Source organism: uncultured Nitrosomonas sp. (assembly GCF_902826915.1).
Lineage (GTDB): Bacteria > Pseudomonadota > Gammaproteobacteria > Burkholderiales > Nitrosomonadaceae > Nitrosomonas.
Window position 1 is genome coordinate 1 of sequence record NZ_CADEGP010000031.1, and the last position, 19121, is coordinate 19121.

General features: G+C 47.1%; 9 protein-coding genes and 3 pseudogenes. 5 read left to right on the top strand and 7 right to left on the bottom strand.

The genetic code is table 11. The annotated features are described in order from the left end of the window. Positions 1-71: 71 nt before the first annotated feature. Positions 72-371: pseudogene (locus tag QZV86_RS07095) on the bottom strand (IS1 family transposase); the annotation flags it as partial. A 71-nt stretch (positions 372-442) separates the two neighbouring features. Here QZV86_RS07095 and QZV86_RS07100 point away from each other — a divergent pair. Beyond that, positions 443-670 (top strand): annotated as a pseudogene (locus tag QZV86_RS07100) (IS1595 family transposase); the annotation flags it as partial. Positions 671-869: 199 nt separating this feature from the next. Here QZV86_RS07100 and istB read toward each other — a convergent pair. The 3 genes and pseudogenes from istB to QZV86_RS07115 all read right to left on the bottom strand — a co-directional run bounded on the left by istB (position 870) and on the right by QZV86_RS07115 (position 2636). Further along, positions 870-1680: pseudogene (istB, locus tag QZV86_RS07105) on the bottom strand (IS21-like element helper ATPase IstB). Beyond that, positions 1673-1921, bottom strand: coding sequence for a hypothetical protein (locus tag QZV86_RS07110; RefSeq protein ID WP_295625484.1), 249 nt, complete (start codon positions 1919-1921; stop codon positions 1673-1675). Before QZV86_RS07110 ends, istB begins: the two are co-directional and overlap by 8 nt. A gap of 244 nt (positions 1922-2165) precedes the next feature. Continuing rightward, positions 2166-2636, bottom strand: coding sequence for a hypothetical protein (locus tag QZV86_RS07115; protein WP_295625487.1), 471 nt, complete (start codon positions 2634-2636; stop codon positions 2166-2168). A 55-nt stretch (positions 2637-2691) separates the two neighbouring features. Between QZV86_RS07115 and QZV86_RS07120 the strand changes: the two genes are divergently transcribed. Next, positions 2692-3012 carry a hypothetical protein gene (locus QZV86_RS07120; RefSeq protein ID WP_295625490.1) on the top strand — a complete coding sequence of 107 codons (321 nt, stop codon included), beginning with the start codon at positions 2692-2694 and terminating at the stop codon, positions 3010-3012. Between the two features lie 218 nt (positions 3013-3230). Continuing rightward, on the top strand, positions 3231-3914 hold the full coding sequence (locus tag QZV86_RS07125) for an OmpA family protein (protein ID WP_295625493.1): 684 nt from the start codon (positions 3231-3233) through the stop codon (positions 3912-3914). 52 nt (positions 3915-3966) lie between these two features. Here the strand turns inward: QZV86_RS07125 and QZV86_RS07130 are convergent, their stop codons facing one another. The 3 genes from QZV86_RS07130 to ilvA all read right to left on the bottom strand — a co-directional run bounded on the left by QZV86_RS07130 (position 3967) and on the right by ilvA (position 12339). Further along, positions 3967-8514 carry an Hpt domain-containing protein gene (locus QZV86_RS07130; protein ID WP_295625496.1) on the bottom strand — a complete coding sequence of 1516 codons (4548 nt, stop codon included), beginning with the start codon at positions 8512-8514 and terminating at the stop codon, positions 3967-3969. 40 nt (positions 8515-8554) lie between these two features. Then, positions 8555-10660 carry a methyl-accepting chemotaxis protein gene (locus QZV86_RS07135; RefSeq protein ID WP_295625500.1) on the bottom strand — a complete coding sequence of 702 codons (2106 nt, stop codon included), beginning with the start codon at positions 10658-10660 and terminating at the stop codon, positions 8555-8557. A 167-nt stretch (positions 10661-10827) separates the two neighbouring features. Further along, positions 10828-12339, bottom strand: a complete 1512-nt coding sequence (gene ilvA, locus QZV86_RS07140) for a threonine ammonia-lyase, biosynthetic (protein WP_295625503.1) — start codon at positions 12337-12339, stop codon at positions 10828-10830. A gap of 467 nt (positions 12340-12806) precedes the next feature. On the opposite strand from ilvA, the gene QZV86_RS07145 reads away from it, so the two are divergent. Together QZV86_RS07145 and QZV86_RS07150 are read left to right on the top strand one after the other, a co-directional pair. Beyond that, positions 12807-13466 (top strand): hypothetical protein, encoded by a 660-nt coding sequence (locus QZV86_RS07145; RefSeq protein WP_295625506.1) that lies wholly within the window; start codon positions 12807-12809, stop codon positions 13464-13466. A gap of 17 nt (positions 13467-13483) precedes the next feature. Further along, entirely contained in the window at positions 13484-19072 is a 5589-nt protein-coding gene (locus QZV86_RS07150) for a hypothetical protein (protein ID WP_295625510.1), read from the top strand. Positions 19073-19121 lie beyond the last annotated feature (49 nt).

The following is a 19121-nucleotide window of genomic DNA, read 5'->3' on the forward strand; positions in this document are numbered from 1 at the left end:
GGCTACACCGCTTTCTCCTCACTTGTCATACACCAGAAATAATCATAGCTCACCCTTGAGCCATCGCTTTCATAATCAGACCATTTGTCTTTGTGGCGTAATCGGGCCAACGCAGTGCCTGTCAGGGCATTAAACGTGCGATTACAGTGGCGGCATCGATAGCGTTGCAACTCACTCGCTTTACCCCACCGATACAGCTTTGTTCCCTGACAATAGGGACAAATTCGTTCATCACTCTGCCCTTGTTCAATCAATTCTATGATCGTATCAGCACCGGCTTTTCCTTCTAATCTCTCTCGAAGCTTGTCTCGCTGACTGCGGCTCATTCGCTCAATCGATTTTATCCAATCTTTGAATTCAGATGCTTTCATCATGCATACCTCTTTTTTGCATTCCGATACACATTTGACTCTCAATTCAACAATTGATTGCTACAGAGCCATACTCTAAGCATTTTCGTGTATCCCATGGTGATAATGAATTTGCTCGGGATGGGCATTGCCATATAAACGGTATCGAATCGTTTTGGAGTTTTACCAAGCGGCGGCTTGCAAAGTTTAACGGCGTGTCAGTTAACTTTGAGTTGCATTTAAAAGAATCTGAATGGCGTTGGAAAAAACAACCTAATGAACTTGCTAGTGCACTATGGCAAATCATCAGATATCATTAACTCTGCTAGTCTAGAGCCTATATAACTCATCCGCGTTAGTTGATTCAAGTGTTGCCGCTAACTAAAAACTGACCAGCTCTGCTAATTCAAAATTGACCAGGTGAAATAGTGGCATAGCGTACTACACCGCTGTGGATAAGTCGACCAGACTGAAATGGTTTTACCTCCTGTTGATGTTGTTGAACATGCTAGTAGTCGATTAGAAAGCAGCTTTCTCTGCTGACGATGAATATTTTTCTTTTTCCCGCGATTGAATTCGCTCTTTTGCGGTTGCGCTACTGTGCTTGAAGCGAAATGACTCATTGCCGGTTTCGATGATGTAACAATGGTGCATAAGTCTATTCAGAAGTGCGGCGGTCATTTTGGCATCGATAAATACGTTGCTCCATTCTGCAAATGCGAGGTTGGTGGTGATAATGACACTGGTGCGTTCATACAACCTGGAGAGCAAGTGAAACAATAAAGCACCTCCGGCTTGTGAGAATGGCAAATAGCCCAGTTCATCGAGGATAATCAAATCGACCTGCAACAGACGCAGGGCAAGTCTGCCTTGTTTACCTGCTGATTTTTCCTGTTCCAGGCTATTGGCCAGATCAATGGCGACTTCCGAAGCATACTTTTTTATTGTGATGCTGTATACCTGAAGTACCGATGGCAATGGCCAAGTGCGTTTTGCCAGTACCGGTGCCGCCAACGAGCACCAGATTCTGCGCGGCGGTGGTAAATTCCATCGCAGCCAATTGCTGAATCAGTTGCTGATCGACTTTGGACTGATTGAAGTCGAAGCCTTGTAAATGACGCTGCACCGGGAATCTGGCGACCTGTGTCTGATAGCGGATGGAACGAATGTTGCGCTCAGTTGGCTCGGCTTGGAGCAGTTGAGACAGAATCCGGTCTGCCGAATCAAGATCAGCCATTCGGTCTGGCGTATTCTGCTGTCTCGGTTCGGTATAGCAGCTAGCCATGCCATATAATTTCAGTGCTTTGAATTGTGCGGGTATGTCAGACATGCGGCACGTCGGTGTGTCTCAGCCGTGCCAATACATTGCTAACATGTTCGGCACTGGGCGCGCCGTTGCACAAGGCCCCCGGTTTCTTCTCGATGCGGTTGGCATACTGATGAACGGCCACCATTTGGTTGACCAGGCGACAGGGAACAGAATAGCGGTTGCGCAGCAATGTGATCAAGCAAGTACTGGATACGCGTGCCAATACTTCGATATAGCCATCAAACGGTGCTGGCATCGGCATCAGGTACAGTTGCTCCTGTTCCAGCGCATCGGCAAGGGTGATACCCGCATAATCCGTGCTCGATTTCTGACCACAGTGCTCGACAACGTGTTTCAAGCCATTGACTCAGATCATCGAATGAGCCGAATCGCTGCTGTTTTGCCTCATATCCAGATACGGCGGCGCATATAATGTGCCGTCATCGCAAAAAAACGCGTATTGACTACTCGTCCGCTGCCTTTGGATACCTTATCCACGACCGTCTTCATATTGTCGTAAATGCCACGTTTCGACACACCGCCAAAAGCTGTGAAGCACGGGTATGGGCATCAAACAACATCTCATGGTTTTGTGACGGATAGCCCGACAGCATGAAGGCACGGCTGGCGCATAGCTTGGTATGTGCTGCCAACACTTTACGGTGGATACCGCCAATATAGCCATCCTTCCTGGCTTCCTGGCTTCCTGGCTTCCTGGCTTCCTGGAACAGCATTTTGGCAGTACGACGATCTTTCCTGGGGCGGCGGGCATCCGCTTCCAGCACCAGCAACAACCTGGACTCAAACGGTGTCAGCTTGACAGGCTTCTTCGCTCTTTGATATTTAACCGCACCATCACTCGGCGCTCGCAGCCACTTCTTGATCGTGCTCCGCGACAGACTCGTGCGTCGTTGAATCTCATTATTCGACAAATATTCACGGTAAAACATTCGCCGTATCTTTGCATACATAATCATGGTAATCACTTCTTAAATTATTCTGCCTAAAATTTAGGCAGAATACGTGAATTACATGGTCAGTTTTCAATCGGTGTCAATAGCCTTAATCGAACAGGGCCGAGAAACATTAAACGCCATTCCTGGCGTACGCCAAGTTTTCTCTGGCTGGGCATTATCGGTATCGGATCAATATCATCTATGTTGGCGTATTCAACTTGCTACTACTGATGCCAGCAAGAATTTCCAATCCAATGCGGAATATATCGCTTTTATTCATCAACTATCGCGTATATCAGAACCCGACAAAATCAATATCACATTTGCCGCAACCTCACTCGAAACAAATTCCTGTTTAGAAGAAATCAAAATTCCTCAAGCACAGCATTTAGCATAAAAGCGGATGCCACTAAGTCAGATATGTAGCAGCAATGGTCCGATTTAAGAGATTATTTGGATTTCCATGTACAATCTCATCGTATTTACTAATAGGCTATTCATTTTTGCCTATGGAATATCAGGATAGATGGTTTTATCCTCTATATCCTATAACCATAGTCATCTGAAATTCGCTTTTGCTATAGCACAGCGAAATAACATAGAAAGGAGATACTAATGAAAACTGTTACAACTCTTATCGTTATAACCATAATCCTGGCGTTGACCGGTTGCGCAACCATGACGGATACGCAACGTGGCACAGCACAAGGAACCATGATTGGTGCAGGCACAGGGGCTGCGATTGGTGCACTTATTGGTGGTGGGAAAGGTGCTGCCATTGGAGCAAGCTCAGGGGCTCTACTTGGCGCGGGTGCCGGTTATATGTGGTCGCAACGTATGGAAGAGCAAAAAAGGGAAATGGAAGCAGCCACCGAAGGCACTGGCGTGCAAGTCACACAAACCGAAGACAATCGCCTCAAGCTGAATATTCCCAGCGATATCTCATTTGACACCGGTCGGGCTGACATCAAACCAGGTTTCAGACCCATTCTCGATAACTTTGCAGCCAGCTTAGTCGGCAATGAAGGCACGACCGTCAAGATCATTGGGCACACTGACAACACCGGCAGCGATACAATCAATAATCCATTATCGGTTAACCGGGCCGCCAGCACACGTGATTACCTGGTAAGCCGAGGGATATCGATTAACCGCATTCAAATTGATGGCCGCGGCTCCCGTGAACCTATGGTTGAAAATGACACGCCAGAAAATAGAGCTGAAAATCGCCGCGTTGAAATTTTTGTAACAGAAGTGCAACCAACGCCGGAAACAGAGTCTGTGGCACCTAAACAGTAGATTCAGCCACGTGCCGCCAGATTAATCGGTGGCACCACCAATAAATCTTGGGTTATTTTTTGAAAAATCCCGATAAATGATTTAACAACTCTTCTTCTTTATAAGGCTTACCCAGAAATATATGAACGCCTAAATCCTTGGCAATCTTGCGGTGCTTCTCAGCGGTTCGTGAGGAGATGATGATCAGCGGGATATGAGCTGTTTCCGGGTTCGCACGCACCTTTTCGATCAATTCAAAACCGTTCATTTTAGGCATTTCCAGATCAATCAGCATGACGTCAGGGATGATTTCTTGAAGGCTTTCGATCGCTTCGATACCATTCTTCGCAATCACCACGTCGCAGCCTTCACGTTCCAAAAGGCGACAGGTTACTTTGCGCACCGTCAATGAATCGTCCACCACCATGATAGTAGGCGATTTGACTGATTTTTTGTGTGTAGCGGGAGTTAATTCAGGTGCCGGGGTGCTGAGTATCTTTTGCACATCGTTGCGTTGCATCAATTTGACTGGATTCAGGATCAGAATAATTTCACCATCACCGGTGATGGTGGCACCTTCGATACCTGGCGCTTGAGCGAGCTGTGAGCCGGTACTTTTAATGACCACTTCGGTATCACCTAGAAATTCGTCAGCGTGAATTGCCAGATATTGGGTGCCACTATGCAGAAATAACACTGGATTGTGCCGGGAAATTTCCAGATTATGATCGTATTCGCCTAATAAATGCGATAGATGGGAAAATGGATATTTCTTTCCGTTAAATTCAACGCAATGTTCCTGATAAATTGCCTTTAATGCATCGTGATCGAATTCCCGGTGATGCTCCACAATGAAAGCCGGAATTGCATAGGTTTGTTTTCCAGCGCGGATCATGAATGTCTGTGCCACGGACAGCGTAAGTGGCAGATACATCGTAAAGCTTGTGCCCTGATGGGGAACGGAACGGACGTTGACGCGACCGCTCAGCATCAAAATCTCATTCTGGACGATATCCAGCCCAATGCCGCGACCGGCAATTCCGGTGATGGAATCGGTGGTTGACAGACCTTGCGCGAAAATCAATGACATGATGGTATCGTCGTCAAGAACTTCCTTTTCCTGAACCAATCCAAGCCGCTGCGCTTCCTCCCGGATGCGCGGAAGGTTCAGGCCACGGCCATCGTCACTGAGCGTAATGATCACCTCATTACCTTCCTGAAGCAATTGCAGGGTTATTTTCCCGGCATCAGGCTTGCCTGCCTGTTGTCTCTGCTTCGGTTCTTCGATGCCATGTGCGATGGCATTACGTAGCAGGTGCTCGAGCGGAGGGTTTATTTTCTCTAACACATTGCGGTCAATCTCAACTTCCGCGCCGAGGATTTCCAGATGAACTTCTTTCCCCATATCTTCGGCCACTTGCCTGGCAATGCGGTAATAACGCTCGGCATAATTGCTAAACGGTATGGTACGAATCTGCAGCAAAGATTGTTGCAGCTGGCGGTTGATAACGGATTGCTGTGCAACGGATTCTTCAGCAACATGATGTGTGGTACGCAAGCTTTTTTGCACGGTGATTATGTCATCAACACTCTCCGCCATTAGTCGCGTCAATTCCTGAAAACGCGAGAAGCGATCGAATTCGAGCGGATCAAACGTATGCTCGCTTTCATGTTGTTGCGCAAGGTGCGATTGCATTTGAGTTTCCGCCTGAATTTCCACTTCGCGCAACTGATCATGTAAGCGGTGTGTACTTTCGGCAAGATCCTGCAAAGACTGTTTAAAACTGTTGAGTTGCGCCTCAACTTTAGATCGCAGAATACTGGCTTCACCGGAATCATTCATCAGTCGATCAATAAGCTCAGAATTGATGCGTAAAATGGCCTTGGATTGAAGTAGCTCAGTTTTCTCAGGCAAGTTCTGATTTTGTGCTGATGCATTCACTGCGCTATTGATATCAACTGGCTCCGAGGCCCCTGGAACGCCAATACTTTGCAGTTGTTCAATCTGATTACTGATGATGTCAAATTCACTTTCTAGCTGATCCAACGCAGAATTCGACATATTATGCTCATGGAAAGCCGTTTCGACATGGCTTTCCATGACATGAATCAAGTCACCCAAAACTACAGCTCCCGTCATGCGGGCACTGCCCTTCAGGGTATGCAATAACCGTAACATCGCACAGTGAATATCGTCATCCCCTGGCAACATGCGCCAAGCTCGTAATTTGCTGCCGATTTGTGGAATGATGTCATAAGTCTCTTCAAGAAATGCTTGCAGCAATTCTGGGTTGATCTGATCGACGGCATCAAAAAACGGCGCTGATTCAGCTGACGTGGAGAGCAATGATGACTCCGGCAATGCCGCCAGCTCTTCGGGTTTCACTGCGGGCTCATCGGCATTGGCAGAAAAACCAATAGCTCCGACTCCGGCTTCAGCTTGTTGAGCCAGCAATTCTTTTACTGTCAGTAACAACTCTTGGGCATCAACATGAGTAGCGCCCTGTTCGCGCAAATCCCTGCACCATCCGGCATAAGCTTGGCGCGCACGGGTAATTAAGTCTACTAATTGATCGCTAACCGGTATTTTCTCATTCAACCAATGATTCAGAACCTGCTCCAGATTCCACGCGACATCACTCATTTCCTCCAGCTTGACCATGTGGCCACTGCCTTTAAGTGTATGAAATCCACGTTGCAAGCTGGTAAGCACATCATGATCGTAAACACCAATGCGACACTTCTGCAGATCATTACCGAGGTCTGCCAACAACTGATCCGCTTCTTCAAGGAAAATTTCGAGCAACTCCGAATCAACATCTGCGCTCGCCACTTCACTGCGCACTGTTTCCAATTGCGCTTCGTTGGCAGGCAAAATTTGTATTGCTGGTGTCGATTGCGATGCTCTAGTGCGGCGCATTGCCACCATTTGGAATAATGCGAGTGCTTCCTCGATAATCTGGATACTATCGGGTTGCCCACTTCTGAGCGCTTCAATAAAGAAACCCAGGCTACTTAATCCATCCACAAGCAAAATCTGTTCTGATTCAACGATTTCATAATCTGGCTGCAACAGTTTTTCAACCAAATTCTGACAAAGTCTCAATAACGTTTGAGCACGCTCCAATTCCAGCATAACCAAAGCACCTGCAATTTGCTTGAATAAGCTTGAAAGCAAAACTAGTCCGGATCGTTCGCTTGGCTCAAAAAAGAATTTATCCAGAATACTCTCGATTTGCGCAAGATTGGTCAGTATTTCTTGCGCAACTTGCGCCAGTAAATCTTTATCCTGCGTGCTACTTTCGAACGCATTAAAAAAAGGAACCGCCGGCAGTTCGTAAATATTGACATCACCGGCAGTAACGCCATGTAAACGAGAAACCAGAATATCGATCTGGCGTGGCAGTTCTGGCGACAACTTGTAAAAATCATCGAGGATGCTCTCAATCATCAATAAAGCAGTAGCCATTTCCATGGCCAATTCCTCGTCCATATCTTGCGGCTGTGCATGCAAATACGCGGCGGTATCACTCATTGCATCAATCAGCTTGATTAACGGCGCACACTCCGTTTGCTGCGCTTGGTGCAAGAGCCAATCAATATACTCTGACAACGCAACCAAGCTCTCTTGATGCCCCGCACAAAACTCCCGCCAAATATCATTGGTTTGCATCAACGTACCACGCAATCTTTCCAATAATGGATTTAGAAATTCCGACTGCTCAAATGTCAGTGCATCGGTGGCTGATAGGCTTGGCCAAGCAAAGCTGCGCTTGATATCATCAATACGCTGTCCGGTCGATTCGCTATGAATAAGGTGATACAGTAATTCACGCATTAACACCGCAGTGTTACCCAGTGTTCCAGCAGCCAGATGACGAATCGCTTGCTCAATCTTTCCGCACAACCTCCGGGTCATGAGGTCAATTTGATTGTCATCCAAATACAGCAAATCCTCCAAGAAACCAGTCGTCACCCACCAAAAAACACGTTGCTCTGCCGTTCCTGGAAATACCTCGATCTGATTCACGGCGGCTACCATTTTTTGCAAACCCTGTTGATTCGAAGGATCACGCAACCACTTCAGCAAACCGGCTTGATATTCAGCACCCAACTGCTTGGCCAAGGTTTTGGCGGATATGGTATCAATATGCGCAGCTGGGTCTTTTAGTACTGGATCTACGGTTAAGCGCGGAAAAAACAAATCACTTTCGGGTGCATTCTCGAAACCATACACTTGCATTAACGAACGATAAACTGGGAACAATCGCAATGCGTTTTCTTCGGCACCATCGATAAGCTCATTGAGATAGAACAATAAAGCTTTGGTGGATTGTTTCAGTGCATCAATAACCGACGGATTCAGCTCAATTTTTTTATAAATCAGCGCATCAATCACTTGCTCCATTTTCTCGGTAACGATGGTGATACTCGTCAGATTTAGCATCTCCAACAAACCATCGAGCTGATGGATATAATTCCGGCAGTCTTTGATCAGCTTGTCATTATCGGGATGCTGGCTATACACCTCCAGATTCTGATCTATCAATGCAAATGCCTGATAAATTCCATCCTTAATGCCGATAATTGCCGAAATGTTAAGTTTAGGTTGAGCGCTCATTTTTCCGTACCATCAGTTCATAGTGAGACCGAAAATACCCTCACACCTTGAAATTAGACACCGATGCTCTCAGCTCTGATGCAAATCCAGTAATCTGTTTAATCGATCCGGTGGTTTTCAGAGTTCCTTGGGTATTCTGTCGGGTAATATGAAGAATTTCTTCCATATTAGCAACCACCTTGTGCGCTGCTCGTGTTTGCGTATTAGTCACATCAAAAATATTCGATACTAAATGAGCGAGCTGCTTGGATACTTGCTCGATCTCCTCCAAGGCCCTTCCGGCCGCATCGGAGCGCTTTGCGCCTTTTGCCACACCCAGTGTGCTACGCTCCATCGCGGCGATAGCGTCCTGAGTGTCACCTTGAATCGTAACGATCAATTCGCTGATTTGTTTACTGGCCTCCGTTGACCGCTCAGCAAGGCGTTGTACTTCCTGCGCGATCACAGTAAAACCATGTCCCGCTTCACCGGCGGCAGTAGCTTGCAGCGCCGCATTCAAAGCCAGAACATTGGTTTGGTCGGTGATATCAGTAATCAATGCGACAATCTCGCCAATTTCCTGTGAACTTTCACCCAAGCGCTTAATCCGCTTTGAGGTATCCTGAATATAAGTACGAATCTCATCCATTCCGGTAATCGATTCACGCACCGCCGATGTGCCTTTTTCCGCCGTAGCCAACGATTGTTTCGCCACTCTTTCGGATTCCATCGCCATATCCGATATTTCGCTGATCGATTCGGTCATGCCTAAAACTGCAATCGTTGTCTGTTCGATTTTTGCCGTTTGATGTTGCGCTGCGGTTAATAACCCGGATGAAACTTGTTGTGCCTGATTGGATGCTCTCACCACTAATGCACTGGCCTGATTAACCTGCTCCACCAGGGTATGCAATTCCTCAATCGTACAATTGATGGCATCAGCAATGGCACCGGTTGTGCGGTTAGTGATATCGGTGCGAACCGTTAAGTCGCCGTCGGCAATTCTTTTCATGTTATCCAGCAAAGTCACAATGGCTTTTTGTGTTTTAGCCACTTCGTTGCGGCTAGCTAAATCTTGATAGCGCGCATTCTGAAGCACTGTCCGGATAAAAAAAATCAACGCAAGCAACACACAAGTACCGAGCATCATCATCAGTCTGTTTAGCCGCGATATCGTATACGAAGTTTGCTCCTGAATCTGATTGCTCAGCTCGCGCGAGATATTCAGCATTACATCACTCTTGCTTACCATATCATCAATAGCCGACTGCACCGTTGCTGCTGCAGAAATCTCTTTCTGTATCACATGCAGGTGATCATCGAGCCTTCTCACCAATGCATAAACATGCGAGAGCAGATCCTGAATCATTTCATCCCGACTTGAAGCTACGCCCAAGCCGTTGTCGCCTTGGCTTAACGCATGCGTAATCGCCGAAATATGTACGTGATCCTGTGCCAATTGCGCAGTAATTTCTGCCAGTGGCAATTCGATTGGCAGTAACGTTTTTACATTTCTCGCGACGTTGCGTGCATGCATTCTTATGACTTCCACCGTACGAACTTCATTCGACAGATTGCCAATTTGCACCATACGGCTGATTAATTCTTCACTGCGCCTGTTCAGTTGACTATGCGCAATATGGATCGCCTTGATACTGCTAATGAGTTGCAACAGCGATTCTTGCTGACTCAAAATCAGATGGATATTTCCTTCCTCAATTTGCCAGCTTTTAAGATAGGCATCCAAACTCCGCGACGATGCGTCATCAACGGCGGAGATGGTCTTGCCATGATACAAACCACCTTGCAGTAACAACATAATATATCGATTCAGTTGATTCTGGCCATCTTGCAATGGTGTAAAAGCTGATACATTGCCGGTGATTATTTGCTGGGCAGCATTGGATACACGTAAATGCTGCAACTGTAACTGTGAAACAAGCTCTGGTTGTAGCGCATTGTTTCTGGCTTGCTGTACACTGAAAATCAGTGTACTCAGCAGCAGCACAGTGAAAAACATCACGATGCCACCCAGAATCCAGCTATGATTGAGCAAGGTGGTTTTTTTCGAAACATTTTTTTTCGTTGGCAGCACAATAACCGGTAGCTTCTTTCCTATCGCAACCAGATTGGTTGTTAATCCAAATTTAGAAAAATTGTTTTCCATTGTTTTCTCCAGCTTTAAGTTCAGCTTGCCTGAATATTCAAGCACATTGACGGCAAAATCATCCGACATAACCGATGTCAGCTGCTAGCTTAACCTTAGGAGTGTGTGATCAAAAACAGAATAAGACCTGGAAAACAAGGTCTTTTAGATGTGAGATTGTAGATCGATTATGCGAGGAATAATTTATACGCCGGATTCTTGGTTTCGTCCCAATAACGATAACCCAATTGATCCAGGAAAGCGTTGAAATCGGATTTTTCTGTGGGAGGTACTTGGATGCCGATCAACACGCGGCCATAGTCGGCGCCATGATTACGATAGTGGAATAAACTGATGTTCCAGTTATGGCTCATGCTGTTCAGGAAATTCATCAATGCGTTTGGACGATCAGGAAATTCAAAACGATACAAAATCTCGTTTTTCACATCGCGTGCCCGCCCACCGACCAAATGTCGGATATGCAGCTTGGCCATTTCATTGCTGCTCAAGTCTTCGGTCGCCAGACCGCTTTGCTTCAATTCGCTGATCAGCTTTTGAGCTTCCTCCTGATTGCGTACCGATACGCCAACAAAAATATGCGCCACTTTCGGATCCGCATAGCGGTAATTAAATTCGGTAATGCTTTTGGCACCGAGCAAGTTGCAGAATTTTTTGAAACTGCCAGGTTGTTCCGGAATCGTCACTGACATCACCGCTTCACGTTGCTCACCAATTTCTGCGCGTTCGGAAATATGCCTCAGACGGTCAAAATTCATATTGGCTCCGGACGCGATTGCAACCAGCGTCTTGTGCATGATTTTTTCACGCGCGACATACGCCTTGATTCCGGCAATCGAGAGCGCGCCGGACGGTTCCATAATCGTGCGCGTATCTTCAAATACATCTTTGATCGCCGCGCAGATGGAATCAGTATCAACCAGCATCACTTCGTCGACCAATTCGCGACACAAACGAAAGGTTTCCTTGCCCACATACCGCACCGCCACACCATCCGCAAACAACCCCACTTGCGCCAGCTTGACACGACGGCCACTCTGCAACGAGCGGTACATGGCATCGGCATCTACTGGTTCAACACCGATGATCTTTATTTTCGGATACAACCGCTTCACATACGCGGCAATTCCGGCGATCAAACCGCCCCCGCCAATCGGCACAAAAATAGCATGAATCGTGCCGGTATGCTGGCGCAGAATTTCCATGCCGATCGTTCCCTGCCCAGCAATGACATCCGGGTCATCATAAGGATGCACAAATGTAGCTTGTTCTTCCTTCGCTAGTTGTACCGCGTGCTCATACGCATCGTTATATGAATCACCATGCAATGTCACCGTAGCACCCAGCGCCATGACCGCATGCACCTTTATTTGCGGCGTCGTTTCTGGCATCACGATAGTTGCGGAACACTTGAGTTTCTTGGCAGCCAATGCTACCCCTTGCGCATGATTACCCGCAGAAGCGGCAATCACGCCGCGATTACGCACTGCAGGCGGCAGCTTGATCATCTTGTTATAGGCACCGCGCAACTTAAAAGAAAAAACCTGCTGTAAATCCTCCCTTTTCAACAACACCTGATTATGGATCCGCGCGGATAAATTGGCGACAAGTTCCAGCGGACTCTCAATCGCCACATCATAAACCTGCGCGGTCAGTATTCTTTCAAGGTAATTATTTTTCATAACGAGAAGTGGATAAATTCGAGCGCTATTGTAATCTGGAACCAGAAGGGGATTTTAGCACGATCGCAGATGACGTAAATTTTGTTGTTTCATGACACAGTATTGAAAACAAAGCGACTGCTCTTGCACTGAGGAACTTCGCAAACAACATCGCGATCATTGCTTAAGAATATTTCTGATCCGTTTATTCTAGCGGATTGGCCTCAATAGTTGGTGAATCCAAATGTTCGCACAAATCCCACACATTTATGAAACAACCCCACTGCTGTCCCGTCAATTTTCACACCATGAGCATCTGATTATTGCCTGGTTGCATATTATTGGGAGAGTTACCTCGCATTAGAATTTAGGAATAATTTTGTGATATTTATCACAGACCACTCTATGGATTAATGATATCAATAGAAACATAGAGGATTACTGCTTAATAAAAAAGACTGATTATTTAACGCATATCGAGGGAAAAAATGGGAATTCCGTCAAATTTTAGTCATAAAGGTCTAGCCGGATTTCATGTCTCTTCATCCAAGCTCGTAGCGGTTGAACAGCAATACCAAAATGCAGAAGGCGGGTATATTGTGTCTCCCAAGGGCAAATGTTTTGTTCGGATTGACAATCCTCGCGCTGCTAATTCAGATGGTTTAAGGCAACCGGACGCCGACAATGCCGCTTACAGCTTGACAGAGGAAAAAAACTGGTTACCGCGTATTCATCCCGACGGTACGCTGACGCATGGTGGCAAGGGCGCGTGGTTGGAATGCAGAAATATTCTGATTCCAGAAAATAAATGTTTGTGGTTCCGATACGCTTTTTTGCGCTTCGCTTCTCTGCCGACCAATACATTCGCCGCGCTTCTGTTTTTTCCCAACGACGACACAAGCGCCGCTCCTCTGTTGCCACCTCACTGGATTTGCTGCGTTAAGGATCTGCAGCAAGATAGGGGAGGTATTTACCAAACCGACTGGACTGAAGATTCGGTAAGAATCGATTACGACGGTGATTTTCAAGGGACTGTCAGATGGATTGTTTCGACTGGGCATTCCGTGACCGATCGAGGTGCAATACCAAACAATACCCGTTTTGCCAGACCGGGCTGCTTGCTGATCGATGCTATCGACATCCGCTAACCAACTGGAGGAATACGATGAAACATTCCTACTTAAATCTTTTATTCCCGGGGTGCATGCTGATTATTCTCGCATCCGCCTGCAAGATGATCGATAACAACGGTAATAATGATAATGCCCATTTTGAGCAACGTATTGTACATGCCGATGTCATGGCGCTTGAGCAACCGCTTTATTACAACCGATTCGGCTCGGTCAATCCCTACGGAATGATTTATGCGTTGAAACGGGATGTCACCGAAGTCATGGAAGATGAAGAATGGCTGCCGGGATTGTCTTGTCCGTCTAAAGTACGCCTGCAAACGGGGAAACGGCCCCGGCCGCTCACGTTGCGTGGCAACGTCGGCGACATTCTGGAAGTCACTTTCACCAATCAATTACTCGAGCAGCAGCCGGATATCAGTCAATGCAAATTGCTCGACAAGCAATCGCCATACGCACATTTAGTGAATGCAGACGACCAAATCAAAGCCATTGATCCCGATGAGCATGAACCGCTACTAGCTGATTGGCCGAAAACACGGTCGGCAAATATCGTGATTCCCGGTTTGACCAGTTTGTCGGGTTTGGATCCAAAATGTAATGGATTGCAATCTATTGATCCCGGTGAATCAATTACCTGCCAATGGAAACTTGAACAGGAAGGCACGCATTTGTTTTCCAGCCATGGCGCACCTGCCGGTGGTGAAGGTGATGGCGGCAGCCTGACGCATGGACTATTCGGTGTCGTCATTGTCGAACCGCAAAACAGCACATGGTACCGTAGCCAGATTACCGCACCCGTTTTCGATAAAGTTTGGCCACGCCAGCAGGAAAATGACAGTGCGCGCAAGGGTAAGTTACAGTATGACGCAGTCGACGCAGACGGTATTCCATATCTGAACATGCTTAAAATCATTGGAAAAGACAATTTAAATACGGTGCGTTATGAATTGATTTATGGCGACCAGAATGCTGTCATTCTCGATAACAATCCAAAAACCCCTAATGCTCCTGCATTTCGCGAGTTTACGGTGGTTTTTCATGACGAACTGAAAACCTTTTATGCCAAAAGCTTCCAGGAATTACCTGCCAGCCGGCAACTAAGTGGCGTTGGTGATGGATTCGCCATCAATTATGGCGCCAGCGGAATGGGCTCGATATTACTGGCGAACCGGAAGGAAATAGGGCCATCCGCCGAATGCGCGGAATGTTTTTATGAGGAATTTTTCCTGCAATCCTGGGCCAATGGTGATCCTGCGCTGCTGGAACACTTTGACGATGATCCCTCCAATGTCGCACATTCCTATCTGAATGACCGCGTCAAATTCCGGAATCTGCACGCAGGCCCGAAAGAAACGCATGTCTTTCACTTGCATGCGCACCAATGGCTGTCATCCGCAGATACTAACATCGGCACCTATCTTGATTCACAAACCATTGCGCCGCAACAAGGATTTGACTATTCCATCTATGATGGCGGTCTGTCCAACTGGGGCAGTGAAAGTAATTTTCAGACCAACGGAAGCGGCAATCGCAACCGCACTGTCGGGGATTCTATTTTTCACTGTCATCTTTATCCCCATTTTGCACAAGGCATGTGGGCACTGTGGCGGACACATGATGTGATCGAGGACGGCACGCGTAAGCTACCGGACGGACAACCCGAAGCGCGGTATTACGGTCAACCGCAAGTAGCGTTATCTGTGGAAAGACTGGGGATGAGAGGAAAACGACCCGGAACCGATCCCATCACGGGTGCCAATGGTGCCGGAACTCCCGTTCCCGCAGTGCTTCCACTTCCTGGCCAAAGTTTACCTCCATTGCCCACTTACGCGCAGGATCTGAATACCGGAGAACCCGAGTCGTACGCCATGCCAGGCTATCCATTTTATATTCCCGGCGAACCAGGCCGCAGAGCGCCACAACCTCCACTAGATTTTGCTAAAAATAAAGACGGGTTGTTGATGCACGGCGGTCTTCCAAGGCATGTGGTCAAAAGCGGTGAACGCAAACCCGTTTTTCTGTCTGACGACTTGAGAGACCAATTACCCACTGATCCGGATACGCGCATGGCAGCGCTATTGAGGAAATCCCTTACGCTGGGAGACTTCCGCCTGGAATTGACCCAAGCCGATATCACCTTGCTTGATCATGAAGGCGAATTGATGGAACGTCAGGCAATGGATTTTCATGCCGGAAAAGCAGCCAGAATCAGGCTTGCGGATGGATCCTATGTTTCATATGACGCGGCTAAATCCGGTTATCCGTCTTTGACACCGGAAGGTAAAGCTGCTCACTTTCATGTGAATGGCGCATTACCTGCACCCGGTGCACCCTATGCGGATCCCTGTCATGATCCCGCCAAGACGGGGCATCGACAATATGAAGTGTCGGCAATCGGACTCAATCTGGTGGTCAATCGTGCTGGTTGGCATGATCCACAGGCCCGCATCAATGTGCTGACCCAAGATGCTGAAGATATCGAAGGACAACGCCGGCATGACATGGAACCATTTTTTTTCCGCGCCGCTTCCGGTGAGTGCATAGAATTCAAGCACCAAAATAGAACCCACAAGGAATTGGAACTGGACGACTTTCAGGTGGCCACACCCACTGATACCATTGGCCAGCATATCCATCTGGTGAAATTTGATGTGACATCTTCTGATGGCTCCGGAAATGGATTTAATTACGAAGACGGCACATTTTCGCGTGGCGCTGTTGAAGAACGCATTGCCGCGGCCAAAGGCATTGCCATGACATCAAATGGTGAACAAAAACAACTTACAGTAGGTAAGGATCTTGATGACAAGCCGGTTGGCGATTATCAAACCACCATACAACGCTGGTTTGCCGATCCCTTGCTGACGGTTCGAGACAAGGATATGGCAGATGCCACACATACTATGCATGGCGCGGAATTACCGGACAGAACCTGTCCGGCACAAACCGGCAAGGAATGTATCGACCGCACGTTGCGCACGGTGTTTACGCATGATCATTTTGCGCCCTCTTCCATACAGCAGCATGGCTTTTATTCTGCTCTGCTCGTTGAACCGGCCGGTTCAAAATGGTTGCAACCCAATGGAGAAGCGCTTGCAGACGGCGTGGGCTCCAAAGCCGTTATTGTCGATGCCGATGACTGGTTAATCCATGAGAATCGCCGTGAATATGCACTTGCAGTGGCTGATTTCGCTTTACTTTATGAACCAACTTTATATCAACCCTGGTTGAGCCAAACAATCACCAATGGCATGGCCAGATTGCTCCATGAATCGGATAATAAGGCTAACAATCCGATAATGCAGATCCTTTCCGACAATCTCAAACAACATGCCAAGCATTGGTGGAAGCAATATGGCAAACCTGTTGATCCGCCGTTCAAGCCGGAAGCTATTTCCAAGGATCACCATAATCCTTACTTGGTGAATTATCGCCATGAACCAATTCCGTTACGCATCGGAAAAATGGAAGAAAAACTACAAGCTCCTGAAGAAACGAACTGTGGTGAATTTGCACAAACCCGCGATGCGAGCGGATTTTTAACAAAACGGGATAGCATTACCCGTCAGAAAAAGACCGGTGGGATAGATCGAGACGGTGACATGGCGTTTGTTTTTGCCACCCACCAACATGGAGATCCTTGTACACCCATACTGGAAGCTTATGAAGGCGAAAAAATCCAGATCCGCATGGTTCAGGGTGCGCAAGAGGTGCAGCATACGTTTGCGGTTGAAGGTTTATACTGGCCACGTGTGATCAACTATGCTGCGAACAAGCATTTACCGAAAAAAACACAAGCGAAACGAGACAATCCGTTGGCGTTAGTTGCTGCACAGGAAATTGGAATATCCGAACATTTTGAGATGGATCTGCCACCATTTGAGAATGTAGCCGGCGGTCCATTCGTAGCTGACTATCTCTATCATTTTGGCACTGTCGATGCGTTATGGAATGGTGCCTGGGGATTGTTGCGAACTTATAATGGCGTTGGCTCTCCAGACCCACAAGCATGCGGACCCGACCAAAAGCCTGCAACTAATAAACTATCCGACAAATGGCTTACACGCAGGAGTTTACCTATGTCTGCCCAAAAGGAGCTGCCACCCTCATGTCAACAAGCCATTGGAGAGAGATTGAAACCATTGCCAGGGCATGGAATAGGAAAAATTAAGTGGGATAATAATTCAGACGTTTGTCCCACTGAATCAACGAAGGTCAGGTATGACGTGGTAGCAACCCGGGTTGATTTACTGACTTCTTCAGAAAAGAATCACTTATTTTATGATCGCGATAATCAGATTTTCGATCCTGATGCGCTAATATTGCTTGCTATATCACCTAAGCCCCCCGAGCTCACACTTCTTAAACATGTCCAGAAAATCTACCAGGAAAAGGCAGACACAGGCATCTTGGAACCGTTGGTTTTGCGTGCCAATGCCAACGATTGCATCGAACTGAATTTTCACAATCTGTTGCTGGCCGAAGGTGAAACAGAATTACCCGATTCCAGCGGGGATGCATTAATGCCCAAAATTGTTCCGCTAAATGTCGACAAGTCTGCTGATCCCCATGCAGACGACATTAAGCCATCAACACGATTGTCGATCTCGATACCAATGCTGCCCAACATGGGATATACAAATCATCATAATATCGGTATCGGCATGAATAGCAGTACAGAACCCAAACCTAGTGGACAACAGCTTAATTTACGTTTTTATGCAGGCAGATTGGAGCCGGATTTTGGGGAAAAAGTTAAGGGTGTGCCAGTTTGTAGTGACGGAGAAGAATGCTCCTATACACTGAACAGAATTCCTTACGCTTTTGGAACGATACCGATCAAGGCGTTTGGCGATGTTATCGGTCATGGCACGCATGGTTTGTTTGGCACGCTTATTATCGAGCCTGAAGGCGCGACCTATCATGATCCTAAAACCGGAGTATTGGTTTCGGACACTAATTACTGGACCCTCGGATCGGAAGCTTTAATCAAATACACCGATGAAAAAGGCAGGCAGCGAACATTTCGTGAATTCGTAATCGCTTATCAAGACGGGTTAAATCTGCACTGGAATTCGCCATGGAACTCCACCCATGCATCCGAGCCAATTGGCGACTGCCCCATCTGCGATGATTCCTATGATCATGGAGAAAAAGGGCTCAACTATCGCGCTGCGCCTTTCTGGTCAAGGCTGCGGCATGGTGTTGATAGTAATGGAAATATTGTTGAGTATAATACTAACGTCGGCTCGGATTTGAATCAAATCAAATTCCCGAATAATTTTCTGTTGGAATCATGGGCCAGAATACCGACACCCATTTTTCAAGCTAAAGCTGGTGAAGAAGTACGCTTTCGGGTTTCTCAACCCCATGGTCGAGCCCGCCAACGCACGTTCTTAAGCTTTGGACACAATTATCAGGATCTAATGCCCCAATTCGGCTCGGCACACGCTGCGTTATTGTCTGCAGGCAAATCTATGACAGCTATTTTGTCGGGCACCGCTAAAGAAGGCTGCTATCTCTATCGCGACGGTCCGATGCATATGTTTGCAGGGGGCGTATGGGGGCATTTCAGAGTTAACCCGGTGGATGGTGCAACTTTGAAATGCGCAGAATCGTAAATTCTGAAAGGATGCTCTCAACCATCTAAAAATCGTGTTAACAGTGTCA